Raw genomic sequence first — 17,229 nt, forward strand, 5'->3', positions numbered from 1 at the left:
CATTGTAAAACAGTGGGAATATTTGCAGGATTTAAAAGAAGTTAGGCGAATACCTTGTGAGTGTATACGTGCAGCCGAGGGGGTAACAAAATGGAAGGTTTTTCAAAAACAGATGCCGTAGAAATCGAAGCCATCAAAATCGATGGATTAAATATGCAAAGGGTTAAGGAGAAGGTTGTTGTTGAACAAGCACTCACCGTCTATCTCAATGACGAGGAGTTTGTAACGGTAGTCTGTTCCCCCGGGCAAGAGAAGGAATTGGTAACCGGCTTGCTGTGTTCGGAAGGGATTATCAACAAGCCTGAACAACTGACGAAACTTTCAATAGATAACAAAGAAGGGCTGGCTTGGGCCGAGACCAGTGTCAAAAACAATTTGGGTGAAGCCATGTATCTAAAACGCTATTTGACATCCTGTTGCGGGAAAGGAAGAAGTTCCTTTTACTATGCCAATGATGCCCGCTTAGTCCAAAAAATTGAAAGTCCGATGCAAGTCACCTCTCGTGAAGTTATCCATTATATGAAGCTGCTTGACGAAAAGTCGGAGCTGTTTCATCAAACGGGTGGGGTACATGGGGCTGTTTTGGCTTCAGCCGGTCATCTTGAATACTTTGCTTTTGATATTGGGCGGCATAACGTACTTGATAAATTGTATGGTTATGCGTTCACAAAGAAGATGGATCTATCGCAAAAAGTCATTGCTTTTAGCGGAAGAATGTCCTCTGAAATTGTCATCAAAGCCGGTAAAATGGGGTGTCCTATTTTAATGGGGGTTTCTGCTCCATCCGCTTTAGCGCTTACGCTTGCCAATGAGCTGGGAATAACCGTGATCGGGTTTGCCCGGCAAAACAGTATGAATATATATACCCATCCCGAACGGATTTTGATCCAATCGTAAGACTCCCACTTCTATAAGTGGGAGTGGGTCCCCCGTACTCTGCTTCGGTGACGATAGTCTCCAGTGGAGACTATCGCCGAGCCGCCTTCCCCAATAGAAACACTTTGGCGGCGAAGGAGGTAGAGTCCCCCACCGAAGTCTCGATGTTCAGCTTTAGCTGAACGAGTTCACTTCGAAAAAGTGAGTCGAATAGATTAAAACAGACAAAATGAAATATGCGAAAGAACGATGAAAGGGGTAGGACTCTGATTTATTTAGACAATGCAGCTACGACCTGGCCAAAACCCGAGGCTGTTTATCAAGCCGTTGATCAATGCATGCGGAAAAAAGGGGCTAATCCCGGCCGCTCCGGACATCATATGGCTTTAATGGCCGGACGAATTATTAACGAAACGCGCGGTCTTATTGCTCAATTATTCAATATTCCTGAGCCTTCACAGGTCATTTTTACGTCAAATGCAACCGAAGCCCTGAACTTGGGAATCAAAGGACTTCTAAAGCCGGGGGATCATGTCATCACCGGCACGTTTGAACATAATTCAGTGGCGCGTCCCCTAGAACGTATGCGCGAGCAAGGGATTGAAGTTACGAAGCTACCCGTTTCGCTGAGCCAAGGAATTCTTCCAGCTCAAGTAGAAGAGGCTGTTCTAAGCAATACCCGGCTCATTATTCTAAACCACGCCTCCAATGTAACCGGTGTTATTAACCCTATCCGCGAGATCGGAAAAATAGCACGGGATAAGGGGATTGTTTTTATGGTGGATGCTGCTCAGAGCGCAGGAACCCTTCCTATTGACGTTCAAGCCATGGAAATTGATTTACTGGCTTTTCCGGGACATAAAGGATTATTGGGGCCGCAAGGAACGGGTGGATTATATTTAAGAGAGAATTTAAGTTTAGTACCACTGGAAGAAGGAGGAACGGGAGGGAATTCTGAATTTCTTACCCAACCTGACCTTTGCCCTGATCGGTATGAAAGCGGAACGCTTAATACACCGGGGATTGCCGGTTTAGGAGCAGGAATAAATTATATTTTTCAAGAAGGTCTTGAGATCATAAGACGTAAAGAAAGGATGTTAACCGAGCATCTATTGATGGGTTTAGAAGAAATTCCGGGCGTAATTATTTATGGCCCTCCACGCGGTATGGAAAGGGCTCCGGTCGTTTCCTTCAATATTACGGGCAAAGAACCCGCGGATGTCTCTTTTTTGCTGGATAAAATGTATGATATTGCAGCACGTCCGGGTCTTCACTGTGCTCCGGATGCCCATAGAACGCTTGGCACGTTCAAGCATGGAACAGTGCGATTGAGCTTTGGGTACTTCAATACAATGGAAGAAGTGGATCAATGTCTTGCGGCGATTTCCGCTATTGCCGGAGAGTGAGAGATCCTCTGTGAGAGTGAGCTAACCCCTGGTAGAGTGGGATACCCCCTAGACATGTTTGCTTTAGTCCGTTAAAATATTATCTTAAGAGATGTTTTTGTCTAATTGAACAAACCTTGAATACGAGGGAAAATATGAAGAATGAAAAGAATAAAATAAAGGTCCCGCCCAAAAATCCTCGCTGGAATATTTGGCAAGGGCTTTTTTTGTTATTAATAATTTTACTGATTGAACTGCTTTTAGGGTGGTTGAAGACGCCGCAAAACTTAGATCATATGCAAGGCTTTCTGCATTTTTTAACGGTAGGGATCGGAGAGGTTATCCTATATCTTAGCCTTCTCTGGATATTTATGAAGTTAATTCATGGCTCCTTCCGGGATTTAGGATTTGTCCGGCCGAAATTAAAGTATATTATCTTAGGGTTATTGATGGGCGTATTTCTATTTTTTGCGGTGGGTCTTCTTGGAAATTTTCTGGCTAACCTGTTGGGTAATCCTGCACCCCAGAGTTTTACTTTGGCGGTCACGGGGTCAAACTACAGTTGGCAGGTTCTGCTTCTGATCTTTTTAGGAGGTGTACTCGCTCCGATAAAAGAGGAAGCGTTCTTTAGGGGACTCATATATCCTCCGCTGCGTCATGCGTTTGGTAAAGGTAAGGGAATTCTTCTATGTGCCGGCTTTTTTGCAGTTTTGCATTCGGATATTATTCGCTTTATTCCTCTATTGATCGGGGGAATTGTTCTAACATGGCTCTATGAAAAGTCTTCAAGCCTTTGGACTTCGATTATTGCACATGGAACATGGAATATCTTAATGGCACTGGCACTTTGGGTTCAGTGTTAGTAGGGTTCGATTAATTCTTGAACGATTTAATACGATTTTATTGATAAGCTTTTTCCCAGGGGGATTAACCTTTTAACGATCCCGTAAGAAACGTTAAGTAATAAATAACTAAGTAATTATGTGATTGATTGTGTGATTAAGTGTGTGATTGAGTGATCGAGTGAAATATTCGGAAGGGTTTGGAATAGGAAATGAATAAAAACTCTAAAAATAGTGTGGGAAATATAAACAGCAAAAATGAAAAGAAAGAAACGTTTGAGATTGAGTGCCTTAGACTCTCCACGGACGGTTCCGGCGTAGGCTATGACGGAGAAGGAAGGGCTACCTTCATTCCCGGAATGCTGCCGGGGGAGAGAGGTCAGGTGCTTCTCACAGAAAAGAGGAAATCGTGGCAGAGAGCACAACTTTTATCCCTTGAAAATAATGCGAAGGAGAGGGTGAATCCTCCCTGTCGTGTTTTTGACATATGCGGGGGGTGTCAATTACAGCATTTAAGCTATGCGGAGACACTAAAGTGGAAAGAACGCTGGGTTAGGGATACATTAGAACGGATTGGTAAGATTGATTTAGAATATGTAGATGTGTATACGACGATCGGAATGGATGAGCCTTGGCGTTATCGGAATAAGGTTCGGCTGCATCGGACGGCTGTTGGTGAGTTGGGTTATTACCAAAAAAAAAGCCGGAAGACTGTTGAGTTCCCGGATTGTTTACTGGTTAGCGAATCCATGAATGGGTGGATTCGCAAAATTAGAGAGGGTTTGGGGAATGTATCGACTTTAGATGGATTACAGCAAATCCGAAATATTACGTTTAGAGAAAACTCAAAAGGGGAAGGGATGGTTATTTTCGACTCCCTGACAAAGTCGGATATCCCTACAGAGGCTATACAGTTCCTGGGAGAATTACTGAGTGATGACCCAAAAATCCAATCGGTATGGGGCATCGATAAGCGAGGTATTCCGGAGTTATGGTGGGGTCAGGAATTTTTAAGCGAAGAAATTCTCGGATTAACCTATAAATTATCGCCGCTTGCCTTTCTACAGGTTAATCCCCTCCAGACGCAAAAGCTCTATTCCACTGCTTTGGATTGGGCCGAAATTACGAAACAAAGCCGCGTTTGGGATCTCTACTGCGGCATCGGAACGATAACCTTAGCCCTGGCTCAAAAAGCAGATAAAGTATGGGGAATCGAAGAGAATCCTTATGCAGTTGAGGCTGCAAGAATCAACGCTGATCAGAACAATATCTCAAATGTTGAGTTTTTGCAGGGAAAAGTAGAAGATATCCTCCAGCAAATTACGGAGAAACCCGATGTTGTCGTTCTGGATCCCCCACGCGCGGGAGTTCACGCGAGGGTGCTTAACCGTCTAAAAGAAGCTAAGCCTGAGCGAATTGTTTATATATCCTGCGATCCCGGAACGTTAGCGCGGGATGTGGGAAAACTCCAAGAAGAGGGATATCGAGTGAGGCGGGTGCAGCCTGTCGATATGTTCCCGTGGACGGCGCACGTTGAGAGTATAATAATGATGACGTATAGTGGTCAAAAGGACAAATAAGACGGTTTGGACACCATATATAGCGTTTTGGGAGCAAAAATTTAGCAAAAAACGGGTCAAAAAAATGCATTTTTGGACCCGTTTTTTTAGGGGTTTTTATAGATGACATTGAGGATTTTGATGATAACATTGGGTACCATCCACCGAGTGGAGCATTTATAAATATAGATAGAAAGCTAAAAGAGTACAATGATATAATTTGAATTGTCGCATAGTTGCATATGCGTAGGAAAATGTACAATAGCTTCAGTTGACAATAGTCAAGAGGAGGAAATTAAGGTATGCCAACAATTAACATCTATGATGCTATTCATGTCTCCTTCAGTAAAAGATGGGGGTATCCATTTAATCTAAAGTTCAAAAGCACAATTAAAGACGATAGGGCTAATGGCCCTGGTGTTTATCTGATTAGCTTTAAAGACAGCCCTGTTTATTTTGGGAAATACCAACCTTTTAGGCGCAATAATATTTTTGATGATCGCTGGTTGAGGCACATAGAGACAATCACCTTGCGTGGTGAGCGGGTTGGTTTTGGCCCCAACTCCACATTGAATAAAGTTTTACCTACGGTATGTGATGACTTAAAAACAATACTGAACAAACTCTCGGAAGATGAATTATGCTACCGTATGAGAGACACTGGCGTGTGTTCGAGTGACTATCGCCGAGCATTTGCAAGTCAGAATTGGATACAACTATCTACTGCTACACCAAATAATATTCTTGATGATTTTGATTTTCGCTACTACAAAATTGACAGCATACAAAATGGTGAGCAAGCGAAAAAAGTAACAACATATATAGAGAATGCGATCATCAAAGAATTTTGCTTGTCTATCAATAATACTAAAGGCCGCATAAAGCCGCAATCCATAGATTGCATTGAGTCAAGAGTATTCGAACTGACCCAAAACCATGATTTAGAAATGGAATTGGAATTGCATTTAAATGGGAGGAAGTGGAATGTGTAAGCTTTTTCTGGGAACGACATACTACCGCTCTCTGAATAGTGGTTTCCACGGCGTAGAACAAAGCATACAAGGGTAGTATTCGTAACGGGTTGCTCAGCAAATCTACTTCACTAAGATAAGAGATATATAAGTGAAAAAGAATTTTTGTATGCAGGCCGTTAGTGCGTAAGATTCTTTAAATGTGAAACTAAAGGCATTGGGATGATAAATCTTGATGCCTTTAGTTTTATATAACCCCAATACAATTTTATAAAGCTGCCGCCAGGCAGAAGTACATGAGGCTACATTTTTCTTTTTTGAGAAACATAGTCTCTTTTTTTATTGCCTGGGTAGCGCAAAAAAGAATGGAGGAAATCAAAATGGCAAACGAAACAATGCGTATCTTTTTCCCGTTGAAGATCATAACCTACTCCCAGGGTGAATATGGACTGGAGGACAATCCGATGGAAATTACACCCGCAGAGGCTGTAGATTATGAGGATGCAATCCTCGCTGCTATTGCAAAAGAGAACCGGCACTTCGAAAATAACAGTGGTCTTGCTGAGTATATTCACGACGAAGTTCTAAATGAAAAGGTGTATAGCCTTTACCCCTCGGTGGAAATCGTCGACGGAGAGCTGTGGGGAGTCATGACCGCCGGGCTAAAGGAGTCTCTTTCCGGCGAAGAAGTTGCTGTGCTTATAGATTATGTGTGTGGGCAAAACTCTGATGGTTACGGCGAAGGGTTCGAGCAACGTCCTATCAAAACTTCTGACGGAGAGATTTACGTCAGCTTTTGGAATCATGAAAATTACTCCCTTAAGCTTGAGCAGGATATGAAAAACAGCTCACCTGATCTCGGATACGGAGGTCAGGTGATGGGATGAAGAAATTAGTGAACGGACAAATAGCGCTCTTTGGTTTCTTATGAAGCTGGAGGGCGCTTTTTTTGTTGCAGCAGATTGCTGTGAGCAATACAACTAAATAAAAGAACGAGAAGGCGTTGTCTTTACAAAAAGGCAGCGCCTTTTTTGTTTTTCTAAAGAAAGGAGCTGAACCATGAAGCATGATGTAACACCAAAAGAAAAAACGGGGGCCGAAGAAAACGCTCCACCTGCAAAGCATTCCCTGCCTCTGCCTGAAGATACCGCTCGCTGTGTCGGCTGTCCTTATCCCAGCGTCGGCTTTATCTGCTGGAGTACCGACGGCTCCTGCATGAGAACCGACGTTGAGAAAATCAGCCGCCGGGGCAAAGGGAGGTGATATATTGAACAGCATTATCAGTTGGGTGGGCGGCAAAAAGGCTCTGCGGGATATGATCTATCAGCGTATGCCTAAGGAATTCGGACGGTACATTGAGGTCTTCGGCGGCGGAGGCTGGGTGCTGTTCGGACGGTCTCCGGACGCCGCTATGGAGGTCTACAACGATTTTAATTCCGACCTGGCAAATCTGTTCCGCTGCGTCCGCGACCGCCCCTTTGCTCTGCTTAAGGAGCTGAATTTCTTTCCGCTAAATGGACGGGATGAATTTAATGTCCTAAAAAAATATCTGGAGAAGGAGGAATTCACAAACGAGTATCTGCAAGAGGAACTGGATATCGCACAAAGGGTTCTCAGCGAACCGCAGTTTGAAGAAATCAAGCCGGTCCTTCTTGAAAATGCTCAGATGAACGATGTCAAACGCGCCGCTGCCTTTTACCGTCTCATCCGGTTAAGCTACGGAAGCGGCTGCACCAGCTACGGATGCCAGCCCTTCGATATCCGGAAAACCTTTCACCTTCTCTGGCAAGGCAGCCGGAGGCTCAAGGATACGGTCATTGAGAACAAGGACTTTGAAGCTCTGATTAAGCAGTATGACCGTGAAAATGCCTTCATCTATTGCGACCCGCCATATTATCAGACGGAAGGGCACTACGCCGTGGAATTTAAGAAAGACGATCACTACCGTTTGCGGGACACTCTTGCATCCTGCCAGGGTAAATGGTTAGTCAGCTATAACGACTGCGAATTCATTCGAGAGCTGTACAAGGTCTTTAACATTGAAGCGGTCAGCCGAATCAACAACCTTGCCCAGCGCTATGACAACGGCAGCGAATATGCTGAAGTCCTGATCTCTAACTACGACACCGGCGAGAGGCTGCAGGACATGCCGTCCCAGATGAATCTCTTCGACTCCGAACTGTTACTTGACCCACAACTATAACCCCATCACGGGGGTTAATAAAAAGGAGGAACAACCTAATGAAAATCATTAAAATCAAGTCTTATGTAGACAAAAATGGCCAGATTGTCCTTTCTTCAGAAGCCGTAGGCAATGCTGGGCTGAAGCCTGGGGATGAGATATGCTACACCATGATGGTACAGGAGGAAGTAAATCACCACTGCCCTCTGGTTCTTATCACATCCCAGGGAGTGGAGATTGCCGTCCCTCTCTTTGAATTGCAGAAGGATGATGAGAAATTCTCTCTGGATTATGAGCTTCCGGAGGACGAACTGCATATACCCCACGAACTGCTGGAGTCTGCGGACATCCCATTAGACAGCGACTTGGATGTAATTAGTGCCGAGGGTGCCATTGTCATCGTTCCGTCGGATATCCTTGATCGTCTGCCGGACGAGCTGCGTGGGCTCTTCGAGGATCTTGGCATAGACCCCAGCACCGTTCGTGACGTTATGAGAAAGGAGGGATACTTCGTATGAAAACAAAGCCCATTTATAAAATCGTAGATGACAAGGGGCGTGTATTGATTCCAAAGGCACTTCGTACTGCTGCCGAAATGGAGCATGGAGATATCGTGCGCCTCGGAATCCTGCAGGGTGTCATAACGGCAAAAAAGGTTGATCTTATTGAGATCGGCGACCAGTCTCCGGAGGCTGTAGAAGCATTTGTGCGTGCCGCCATCCGCGATATGCCGGAGGAAACATTGATATCCATCGCCGCAAAGCTGCTGGACATAATCGAAAAAAGAAAGGGGCCGATTCGCCTTGACTGAGAAAGAGTTATTCACACAAGAGGACTGTTTGCAAACCGGATATGACATGCCCATCAACGGCAAAGTTATTTTACTCCGGACTTCCTCCTTGTCTGCAGAACATCGGAACGCAAAGCATCAGCTATGCTACTGCACTGGAGGAAACGGCAGCAATCCCAATCCCATCGGACGGTCCGTTTTCACAGTTTCACTTGCGGACGGAGAGAAAGTCCGCTGGAACAGAAGCGACGTGCTTGGCATTGCAAAGCCGGAGATTCTGTCTGACCACGCCCGGCTCCAGCTCTCGCAGATCCGTCCGGCTGATGCGTTGGATCTGAAAAGCCATGAGCCTCAGTACAGCGGCTATTGCTTTCTGCCGGATGGAAGATATACCTCCGGCGTGTGGCTGTGCAGCACTAAGGAGGTGCAGGACTACATCGAGATGCAGAAGGACTACCAGCACCGTGTGATGATCTGCGACCGGGATGACTTCTGCGTATTTGAAATGATTGACGGAAAGCTTATTCATCCGTCGCCGGAGGTCTTGGAAACCTTCTTCAAAGGGCAGCAGGAGCAGGGCGGAATGGAGCTGAAGCTATGAAAATAATAAGGACTTAAGACCGGAGTCAGATTGTGATTCCGGTTTTTTCGTTAAAAAAATTTAAAGAAAGGACTGAAAAACCATGAAACAGAAAGAAAAACTCATCGGCATACTTGCCATTGTTCTCCTTCTCCTGGTGTGCGGCGGTATCTACACAGCGTACCGCCTGCACCCGGAAAAGTTCATTGGCCAAGGCGAAATCATCACACGCGGAGAATTTGCCGCCATCCTGGTGAGGGATATTCCGCTAGATAGCTCAAACACGGAAAAAGACCCGCCCAGCTTTTCTGACATCGACGGCCACTGGTCGGAGAAAAACATTGAGGCGCTTATTAACGCAGGAATTATCGACCCTGCCGATTACCCTGACGGCTTCCGCCCAGATGATCCCATCACCCGCGCAGAAATCATCAAGATGCTGGTGAGAGCGGAGGGCAAGGACGAGGAAGCGGAAAACACTGAGGGGCACAGCGGTTATAAAGATCAGGCGGACATAAAGGATAAGGACAAGGGCTTTGTCATCATCGGCCGCGAGGATGGAATCATCGGGGATACGGATGACAATAAAATCCATCCCAACGATCCGGTTACCAAGGGCGACGCAGAGGATATGATCGACAAGGTCACGCCGAAGCCGACTGAACCAACGCCAGCTGCACCATCACAGACTCCGGGCGCACCGACACCGAGTCCTGTGCCTGACCCCACGCAGCAGCCAGTGCCCGCACCGGCGAATCCGGGTGAAGGTAAGCCAGCCCCAACTCCTACACCGACTCCTACGCCAACGCCAACGCCAGGCAATCTGGGAGGCGGTTCGGGTGGCGGCTCATATTACCCGCCTGCACAGGTGCGGTTTGAGCTTCCTGAAACTTCTCATACCGACAGCGAAATTAAGGTGATGCCCATCTGGAAGTACATGAAAAGCTACACCTGGACGCTGACTAAAACAGCCGTCGACGGCTCCCAGCAGCCTATGGAGCTGGTGGACGCAGTCAGCGGCAGTCTCGGTCTGGAGGGCGGCACCATTCAATTTAAGGAGGACGGGCAGTATACGCTGACCGCCATAGCCAAGAACGCCAGAGGAAAAGAAACTGAACTGTCCAAGCAGATCAAGGTATATCCGGTTATTGACCTGAGCTTTGACCTGCCTGAAACCACCCGTACAGACAAATCAATAACGCTTACTTTCCTTTTGGATAAGCTCTACGGTCACGACATTACATGGACAGCAGCGAAGGATGGTGAAACCGTCCAGCCTGCTGACATTTTGGAAGGAACGCTCGGGAATGAGGGCGGCACCTTCGTGTTCAGGAACAAGGGTGAATATACACTGACAGCATCCATAACCGACGATACCGGACGTGTTTTCACTCATAGTGAAAGTACCAGGGTCTATCCTGTGATCGGAATTTCCATTGACCTGCCGGCAGCTTCTCATACGGATAAAACTCTTGAAGTCAAAACTGTGCTGATAGAATCTGATGGACTAAGCGTGACTTGGAACCTTGCCAAGAATGGTGAAGCAGCAGTGCTCGCTGATGAAGCAGAAGGCAGCCTCACAGATGAAGGCGGTACCATCCGCTTCAAGGACAAGGGCGTATATATGCTCACCGGAACGCTCACCGATGAAACCGGCAGAGCCTTTGAAGCCTCCAAGACAATTACGATTTATCCGGTAGGTTCTATCGGCTTCTATGTACCGGAAATCACCCATACCGATAAAACTGTCCGTGTGGAAACCCGCTTTGAAAACCTCGGCAACGCCGTAATTCAGTGGTCGCTGATGAAGGACGGCAAGGACGTTGCCCTTGCCGATGCGTTTCAGGGCGAGCTGACCAACGAGGGCGGCTACATTCGCTTCATTAATAAAGGAGAGTATGTTCTTAAAGCAGCCTTCACCGATCCCGCAGGAAGAACCTACAGTTACACCGCACCGGTCAAGGTCTATCCGGTTCCGAGCATCTCCTATACTCTGCCGGAAACCGCACACACCGATACTGCTGTCAAGGTGCTTACGGAAACCTCGGAGCTTAATGGGCTGAATGTGGAGTGGCTGTTGGAGAACGGCTTCGGATTCCAAGATTGGGACACATATATCGACGGCTCACTGGGCAACAGCGGCGGCTCCATACGCTTCAAGCATGCCGGAACCTACGAACTGATCGCAAGAATCACCGACGAAACAGGGCGGGTATTCCTGTTCGAGAACGGCGGAAGGATTGAAGTCCTGGCGGTGCTGAGCATTTCCTTTGAGCTCCCGGAAGCCACGCATACCGACCGCATCATTGATTTAAGGACTCGCGGCAACAACAACGTGCTGCCGGTGGAATGGACACTCACCAAAGACGGCAAGACGGCTGAGCTTTCCGACGTTATGGAGGGAAGCCTCAATGCCTACGGCGGGAAAATTCGCTTCACGCAAACCGGAGATTACACCTTAACCGCCTCCATGACGGACGCGCTGGGCAGGGAGTTCTCCTACAGTGTTTCCACTACGGTCTGCCCGATCCCGTCAATTTCTCTCGAACTGCCGCAAGTTTGGTACGTGGGTGAAGCCGGAACAGTCAGCGTCAGCGGAACGGATCTGGAAAACCTCACCGCAAGCTGGATTGTTATCAAGGATGACGGCGGTGCTGAACCTTACTCCGAGTATGCAGCAGGTACTTTGACTAAAGCTGGCGGCATCCTTACCTTCCTTGGAAAGGGACAGTACGAGCTGGCCCTGACCATGACGGATCCTACCGGCCGAACCTTTGTCCGGAGCAGAAGCTTCACGGTTTATCCCATCCCGCAGATGTCCATCGAACTCCCGTCTTTCAGCTACAGCGGGGATTCCATTGCTGTGACTGCATCCGGCGCTGAGCTTGACGTAACTAAAATAGCTTGGCTTCTTTCTGTGGATGGCGGTCAGCCAAAACCTTATGATCAATATGCGACAGGCTCGGTCGGAGCAGACGGCGGCAATGTTGAAATCAGCACGAATAAAACCATGGCTGTGAAGCTGATCGCCGAGGCGACGGATGTGAACGGCAGGGAATTCACCTTTGCTTCCAACACAGCAACAGTCAAGCCGATCGCCAGCTTCCCGTTCACCGTCCCGTCCTCTATTCACATCGGCGGCAATATTAATGTGTCCCTGCCGGCCGTATCCGGACTGGAGGGCAGAAGCCTTGTATGGTCGCTGACCAAAGACGGAAGCACGGCGTCCTATTCCGGAACCTTGTCAAACAGTGGCGGCACCATTTCTATCAGCGTGCCCGGCAGCTATGTCCTGACCGCAAGCACGACAGACAGTGAAGGCAGAACCTTTACCTATTCCCAGAGCATCACCATCACCAACACCGCGCCGAACAAACCCACCGGAAGCGCAACGGTTACAAGGACAGCGCAAAACGGCAAGCTGTTGGTCAACCTTTCGGCCTCTGCCAGCGATTCGGACGGAGATTCCGTAACTCTTGAATACTCCGGCAGAACAGCAGACAGCTATTATCCCGTGGGTACCCATACCGTAAAGGTCAGGGCAAAGGACGTATGGGGGATGTATTCCGACTGGACGGATATCACCTTTACTGTAGCGAACTCTGCTCCCACAACGCCGGTGATTACCCGTACCCCTGACGGCAACAGCATCGCTCCCGGCGTAGCAATCACCATCACAGCATCCAGTTCCGATCCTGATGGCGATGCAATCACCTATGTTTGGGAAGGCCGTCCTGCACAGACCAGCACTTCCTATCCGTTGGGCAAAAATGTTGTCCGCGTGAAAGCTGTTGACTCCAATGGAGCCGAATCGCCCTGGACAGCTATTGTATTCTTTGTGGCCGATCCGAACAGAGGCGGCGGCATGACGCTGACTGGCCCTGAATCGGTGATTCTTGAACAAGGAATTGCAGGGGCGACTATTACCAGCTATACATTTACAGTGCCGCCCGTTTCCGGACATTCCGGCAACGACTATGGCAGAGTGCGCGGCTATAACAAGCTGACAGGACGGTGGGACCAGCTGGACTACGGCACAACCACCAATGGCATCACCTTCAGCCGCAGTCTGTCGCCGGGCATCTACAGCCAGCTGGAGTTCTACTATTACACCAACCACGACTGTATGTACAACAAGTCGAACATCACTTATTCCGTCAACTTCTATTTTGAATAATACGGCAAGCCCAATGCCGGGAAAGGAGGTTCTATGAACGCTGTTCAGATCAGAGGCAAGCTCATCCAATACTACGGTAACAAGGCGGGTTATATCGAAAAGGGTAAGGCTATAGTCGATCCGCTGTTTAAAACCGAGCAGCTCCAATCGTATCTTGCAAAGCAGGGATTGGAGGCGGAGTGGAGAGACGGCGTCCATGAAGGATTGGCAAAAGGTAATATTGACCCGGAAAGCGGCGGTCGGCTCCTCAAAAGCTGCCGCATCTGGCAGCTCAAGCCGGAAGCGGACGTCATGATGAAATTCATCGGGTATGACGAGCTTCTTGAGCGTTTTGGAGAGCCTGACCCAAATAACTACCAGGCGGTCTATGACGGAGAAGTGGAAACGAACAATCTGGATGAACTCTTCGCCAAATTCAACCTCAGCCACCCGACCGGCTATGAGGGGCATAGCCTCTCCATGTCGGATGTGGTGGAGCTGTATGACAGTTCGGGCAGCACCTTTCACTATGTGGACCGCTTCGGCTTTAAGGAAATTTCCTTCCAGCCTCCGGAGCAGGAGTTCTACCAAGGTCCGACAATGAGTCTGTAAGACACATCATCTGCAGCCGGAAGCCTGTTTTTTAATTCCAGGGCTTTCTTCATGCGGATGAAGCACAGGAATACAAAATGGATAAATTTCACGGGGAACTTAACACCGGCATAAACCACCGGTGTTTTTTGCTGCCCAAACGGAGGTGATAAACACGAAGGAAGTCGAGCTGAAATTGGATCTGATCAGAGTAGAGTGCGATCCCAATCCTCTTTTTAAGTATCAGCTTATTTACAGGGATGGAATGGCTACAGGTGTGGCGGGAGTATACAGCTTCGATGAGGATTGGTATTACCTCTACAAAGAGGACAATGAAAGATACAAGGTCAAGCGGTGCAAAAACCTGGAAGGCATTCCACCCGCCTTTACCTATAAGCAGCAGCAAAGAAGGAGGGAAGATAAACCGGACAAACAAAAACCCCTTGAGCAAAGCGCAGTAGCCGACAAACCCGCTTTGGAAGAAGTGCAGGAGCAAAGCGGCTCCTTGCTCATGGGCGGTATGTAGATCGTTTTACATTATTAATAAAAATATGAATTTGGAGGTAAATCACAATGAAAAAGTCCGTAAACAAGGTAAACGCTAAGATCACGGAAAAAGTCATCATGGCTCAGACCCTTCTCCGCTCCCAGTGCGGGGAAGGCTTCGTGGATACCGCAATTAAAATTCTGATATCAGTAGTCATCGGTGCCCTCGTTCTCGGCGGACTCTACGCCCTGTTCGGCGAAACAGTTCTCCCCACGCTTAAGCAGCGCATACAGGATATGTTCAACTATGGGGGCTAAGCTGGACGCTTTGATTCAGTTGATGCCGCTTGTACAGGGTGGCTTTTTTGCTGTTCTGCTGTTAGCGGCCTCTGTCTTCGACATCCGAAAGCAGATCATCCCCGACAGCCTATGCCTGGGAGTTGCCATGACCGGGCTGCTTGCCTTTGAATCGGTGAAGCTGGCCGGGCTTTTCGCCTCTGCGCTATTTTTTCTTGCCGCCCTTGCTCTGGGCGGCATGGGCGGTGGGGATATCAAGCTCATGGCGACGGCAGGGCTGGTGCTTGGCTTTAGCAAAAGCATAGCGGCCGCCGTCATTGGCTTAACCACCCTTTTGGTTTTACATGCAGTCAATACAATAATCCAAAAGCTGTGCGGGAGGGATGCTCGAAAGTCATATCCTCTCGCGCCCTTTCTTTCACTCGGCTGCCTTGCAGCCTACTTTTTATTATAAGGAGGAACATTTTATGAGCTTTCTAAAAAACCGCACGGTGCTGGGTGTAATCTGCATCGTGCTTTCTTTAGTCATCTGCTTTGCGCTCACGCCCCTGTTTAATCAGAGCGTTTCACAGAAAGCAAGCGTTGTCCGGGTAGTCAAGGAAATTAAAGCCGGAGATGCCATTACCAAGGATATGTTTCAGACCGTGGAGGTAGGGGAATACAACCTGCCGGAGGATGTCATAAAGCAGCAGGACAGTGTCCTCGGCAAATATGCTGTAGCGGATCTGGTGCCCGGCGACTATATTCTCTCGGCAAAGCTGTCGGATACACCGGCATCGGAGAACGCCTACCTGTATAACTTAAGCGGCGATAAGCAGGCTATCTCCGTGAGCATCAAAAACTTTGCCGGAGGTTTGTCCGGTAAGCTGATCTCTGGCGACATCGTGTCGGTCATCGCGCCTGACTATAAAAAGCAGGGCTCCACCGTAATCCCGCCGGAGCTGACCTATGTGGAGGTCATCGGCGTGACCGCCAGCACGGGCTTCGATACTGACACCGGTGAGCAGACTGAGGATGACGACGAAAAGCAGCTTCCTGCCACCGTCACCCTGCTGGTTTCACCGGAGCAGGCGAAAATCCTCGCGGAGCTGGAGGCGGACGGCAAGCTCCATCTATCCCTTGTTTACAGGGGTTCCAAGGAAAACGGCACTAAATTCACCGATCCTCAGGACAAGGTGATAGAAGCCCTGTATCCGAAGCCTGCGGAGCAAAAGGGGCAAGCTATGCAGCCGATACCGCAGGGTACTGCCTCTGAGCCTATAAACACCGCACCGGAAAGCGAGGGAGAATAAATGCTTAACCTTATAAAAGGGAGCATCTTCTCCCGTAAGCATCAGGAGCCTGTGCCGGAGGAACCAGAACAGGATGTGCAGGTGCTGGCGGTTTGGGGTAGCCCCGGCAGCGGAAAGACCACTGTGAGTGTGCGCCTTGCCAAATATCTGGCGGATCAGAAAAAGAACGTTGCCTTGCTGCTGTGCGATATGACCGCGCCTATGCTACCCTGCATCTGTCCGCCCGGCGATCTCGAGTGCGAGCGATCCCTCGGCAGCATCCTCGCCGCCACTCATGTGACGGATCTGCTCATTAAGCAGAACTGTGTCACTCACAAGAAGCTGGATCACCTGACCATCATCGGCATGCTTAAGGGTGAGAATGTGTTTACTTACCCGCCGTACTCCCAGGAGCTGGCAGTCGAGCTGATTGACCATCTGAGGGACATTGCGCCGTATATCATTATCGACTGCGGCAGCGCCATCGCCCACGACATCCTGTCGGCGGTTTCGCTGCTGGAGGCTGATTCGGTTCTCCGACTGGTGAACTGTGATCTAAAGTCTGTCAGCTACCTATCCAGTCAGCTTCCGCTCCTGAAGGATCAGAAATGGGACGCCGACAAGCAGTACAAGGTGGCTTCCAACATCAAATCAAATCAGGCCGGAGAGCATATTGAGCAGGTGCTGGGTGGCGTAGCTTTCAGGCTTCCCCATTCAGACGAGCTGGAGAATCTGGCTCTTTCGGGGAACCTGCTGGGAGAACTGATGCTCAAGGACAGCCGCCTATTCAGAAAAGAGATTGCGAAAATATCAAAGGAGGTGTTCGGCGTATGAGCAGGAAAACCCATGAGCGTGATGCATTCAATATCATACCGCAGATAAGTGATCAACCAAATATAGTCAGCATGACAGGAAATCAAAGCCTGTTTTTTTCATCAGATGGGGATTCCAGGGAGTTCGGCCCTGTGCTTCATGAGGTGCAGGAATACATCTCCAGCAAATATGCCGCGCTGATTACCGACGGCGGTACGGAGGAAGTCAAGGCGCAGATCAAACGGTATATCACCAAGTATGTTCAGGATTACCGAATTGCAGTTAGCTGCATGTCACAAGAGCAGCTGGTAGATGCCCTGTACACCGAGATGGCGGAGTTTTCGTTCCTGACAAAATATATCTTCGGAGCCGGAATTGAGGAAATTGACGTCAACGCCTGGAATGATATTGAGGTGCAGTACAGCAGCGG

Annotated in this window: 18 protein-coding genes and 1 pseudogene; all 19 read left to right on the plus strand. The window is 48.5% G+C overall.

What is annotated here, in order from left to right; all coding sequences use genetic code 11:
• Positions 1-90 precede the first annotated feature (90 nt).
• On the plus strand, positions 91-897 hold the full coding sequence (fdhD, locus tag VB077_RS10135; protein ID WP_323415107.1) for a formate dehydrogenase accessory sulfurtransferase FdhD: 807 nt from the start codon (positions 91-93) through the stop codon (positions 895-897).
• A 215-nt stretch (positions 898-1,112) separates the two neighbouring features.
• Positions 1,113-2,282 carry an aminotransferase class V-fold PLP-dependent enzyme gene (locus VB077_RS10140; protein WP_323415108.1) on the plus strand — a complete coding sequence of 390 codons (1,170 nt, stop codon included), beginning with the start codon at positions 1,113-1,115 and terminating at the stop codon, positions 2,280-2,282.
• 134 nt (positions 2,283-2,416) lie between these two features.
• Positions 2,417-3,124: a CPBP family intramembrane glutamic endopeptidase gene (locus tag VB077_RS10145; protein ID WP_323415109.1), complete on the plus strand. Its 708-nt coding sequence runs from the start codon at positions 2,417-2,419 to the stop codon at positions 3,122-3,124.
• A gap of 191 nt (positions 3,125-3,315) precedes the next feature.
• Positions 3,316-4,683, plus strand: a complete 1,368-nt coding sequence (gene rlmD / locus VB077_RS10150; protein ID WP_323415110.1) for a 23S rRNA (uracil(1939)-C(5))-methyltransferase RlmD — start codon at positions 3,316-3,318, stop codon at positions 4,681-4,683.
• A gap of 281 nt (positions 4,684-4,964) precedes the next feature.
• On the plus strand, positions 4,965-5,654 hold the full coding sequence (locus tag VB077_RS10155) for a hypothetical protein (RefSeq protein ID WP_323415111.1): 690 nt from the start codon (positions 4,965-4,967) through the stop codon (positions 5,652-5,654).
• 359 nt (positions 5,655-6,013) lie between these two features.
• Complete coding sequence (locus VB077_RS10160) at positions 6,014-6,520, plus strand: hypothetical protein (protein ID WP_323415112.1); 507 nt, start codon at positions 6,014-6,016, stop codon at positions 6,518-6,520.
• Between the two features lie 172 nt (positions 6,521-6,692).
• Positions 6,693-6,896, plus strand: a complete 204-nt coding sequence (locus VB077_RS10165) for a hypothetical protein (protein WP_323415113.1) — start codon at positions 6,693-6,695, stop codon at positions 6,894-6,896.
• Between the two features lie 4 nt (positions 6,897-6,900).
• Positions 6,901-7,836 carry a DNA adenine methylase gene (locus VB077_RS10170; RefSeq protein ID WP_323415114.1) on the plus strand — a complete coding sequence of 312 codons (936 nt, stop codon included), beginning with the start codon at positions 6,901-6,903 and terminating at the stop codon, positions 7,834-7,836.
• A gap of 38 nt (positions 7,837-7,874) precedes the next feature.
• Positions 7,875-8,333, plus strand: coding sequence for a hypothetical protein (locus tag VB077_RS10175; protein WP_323415115.1), 459 nt, complete (start codon positions 7,875-7,877; stop codon positions 8,331-8,333).
• A complete protein-coding gene (locus tag VB077_RS10180; RefSeq protein WP_323415116.1) occupies positions 8,330-8,626 on the plus strand; it encodes an AbrB family transcriptional regulator in 297 nt (98 codons plus the stop codon). Before VB077_RS10175 ends, VB077_RS10180 begins: the two co-directional genes overlap by 4 nt.
• The gene (locus VB077_RS10185) at positions 8,619-9,206 is read left to right on the plus strand and encodes a hypothetical protein (protein WP_323415117.1); all 588 of its coding nucleotides are present in this window, start codon (positions 8,619-8,621) and stop codon (positions 9,204-9,206) included. Before VB077_RS10180 ends, VB077_RS10185 begins: the two co-directional genes overlap by 8 nt.
• A gap of 82 nt (positions 9,207-9,288) precedes the next feature.
• Positions 9,289-13,362 (plus strand): S-layer homology domain-containing protein, encoded by a 4,074-nt coding sequence (locus VB077_RS10190; RefSeq protein ID WP_323415118.1) that lies wholly within the window; start codon positions 9,289-9,291, stop codon positions 13,360-13,362.
• A 33-nt stretch (positions 13,363-13,395) separates the two neighbouring features.
• Complete coding sequence (locus tag VB077_RS10195) at positions 13,396-13,953, plus strand: YodL domain-containing protein (RefSeq protein WP_323415119.1); 558 nt, start codon at positions 13,396-13,398, stop codon at positions 13,951-13,953.
• A gap of 175 nt (positions 13,954-14,128) precedes the next feature.
• A complete protein-coding gene (locus tag VB077_RS10200) occupies positions 14,129-14,458 on the plus strand; it encodes a hypothetical protein (RefSeq protein ID WP_323415120.1) in 330 nt (109 codons plus the stop codon).
• Between the two features lie 47 nt (positions 14,459-14,505).
• Positions 14,506-14,736: a DUF6133 family protein gene (locus VB077_RS10205; protein ID WP_323415121.1), complete on the plus strand. Its 231-nt coding sequence runs from the start codon at positions 14,506-14,508 to the stop codon at positions 14,734-14,736.
• Positions 14,726-15,169, plus strand: a complete 444-nt coding sequence (locus VB077_RS10210; protein WP_323415122.1) for a prepilin peptidase — start codon at positions 14,726-14,728, stop codon at positions 15,167-15,169. Before VB077_RS10205 ends, VB077_RS10210 begins: the two co-directional genes overlap by 11 nt.
• Before the next feature lie 13 nt (positions 15,170-15,182).
• Positions 15,183-16,007 (plus strand): Flp pilus assembly protein CpaB, encoded by an 825-nt coding sequence (gene cpaB, locus VB077_RS10215; RefSeq protein ID WP_323415123.1) that lies wholly within the window; start codon positions 15,183-15,185, stop codon positions 16,005-16,007.
• Complete coding sequence (locus VB077_RS10220) at positions 16,008-16,820, plus strand: AAA family ATPase (RefSeq protein WP_323415124.1); 813 nt, start codon at positions 16,008-16,010, stop codon at positions 16,818-16,820.
• Positions 16,817-17,229 (plus strand): annotated as a pseudogene (locus VB077_RS10225) (type II secretion system protein E); the annotation flags it as partial. The gene VB077_RS10220 and the pseudogene VB077_RS10225, both read left to right, overlap by 4 nt.

The sequence above is a fragment of the Desulfitobacterium sp. genome, from assembly GCF_034927245.1.
Taxonomy (GTDB): Bacteria; Bacillota; Desulfitobacteriia; order Desulfitobacteriales; family Desulfitobacteriaceae; genus Desulfitobacterium_A.

Coding starts and splice junctions, on each gene's coding strand:
- VB077_RS10145 (WP_323415109.1), top strand. CDS start 2,417: ATGAAGAATGAAAAGAATAAAATAAAGGTCCCGCCCAAAAATCCTCGC.
- VB077_RS10210 (WP_323415122.1), top strand. CDS start 14,726: ATGGGGGCTAAGCTGGACGCTTTGATTCAGTTGATGCCGCTTGTACAG.
- VB077_RS10205 (WP_323415121.1), top strand. CDS start 14,506: ATGAAAAAGTCCGTAAACAAGGTAAACGCTAAGATCACGGAAAAAGTC.
- VB077_RS10180 (WP_323415116.1), top strand. CDS start 8,330: ATGAAAACAAAGCCCATTTATAAAATCGTAGATGACAAGGGGCGTGTA.
- rlmD (WP_323415110.1), top strand. CDS start 3,316: ATGAATAAAAACTCTAAAAATAGTGTGGGAAATATAAACAGCAAAAAT.
- VB077_RS10155 (WP_323415111.1), top strand. CDS start 4,965: ATGCCAACAATTAACATCTATGATGCTATTCATGTCTCCTTCAGTAAA.
- VB077_RS10160 (WP_323415112.1), top strand. CDS start 6,014: ATGGCAAACGAAACAATGCGTATCTTTTTCCCGTTGAAGATCATAACC.
- VB077_RS10190 (WP_323415118.1), top strand. CDS start 9,289: ATGAAACAGAAAGAAAAACTCATCGGCATACTTGCCATTGTTCTCCTT.
- VB077_RS10175 (WP_323415115.1), top strand. CDS start 7,875: ATGAAAATCATTAAAATCAAGTCTTATGTAGACAAAAATGGCCAGATT.
- VB077_RS10140 (WP_323415108.1), top strand. CDS start 1,113: ATGCGAAAGAACGATGAAAGGGGTAGGACTCTGATTTATTTAGACAAT.
- VB077_RS10165 (WP_323415113.1), top strand. CDS start 6,693: ATGAAGCATGATGTAACACCAAAAGAAAAAACGGGGGCCGAAGAAAAC.
- fdhD (WP_323415107.1), top strand. CDS start 91: ATGGAAGGTTTTTCAAAAACAGATGCCGTAGAAATCGAAGCCATCAAA.
- VB077_RS10195 (WP_323415119.1), top strand. CDS start 13,396: ATGAACGCTGTTCAGATCAGAGGCAAGCTCATCCAATACTACGGTAAC.
- VB077_RS10220 (WP_323415124.1), top strand. CDS start 16,008: ATGCTTAACCTTATAAAAGGGAGCATCTTCTCCCGTAAGCATCAGGAG.
- cpaB (WP_323415123.1), top strand. CDS start 15,183: ATGAGCTTTCTAAAAAACCGCACGGTGCTGGGTGTAATCTGCATCGTG.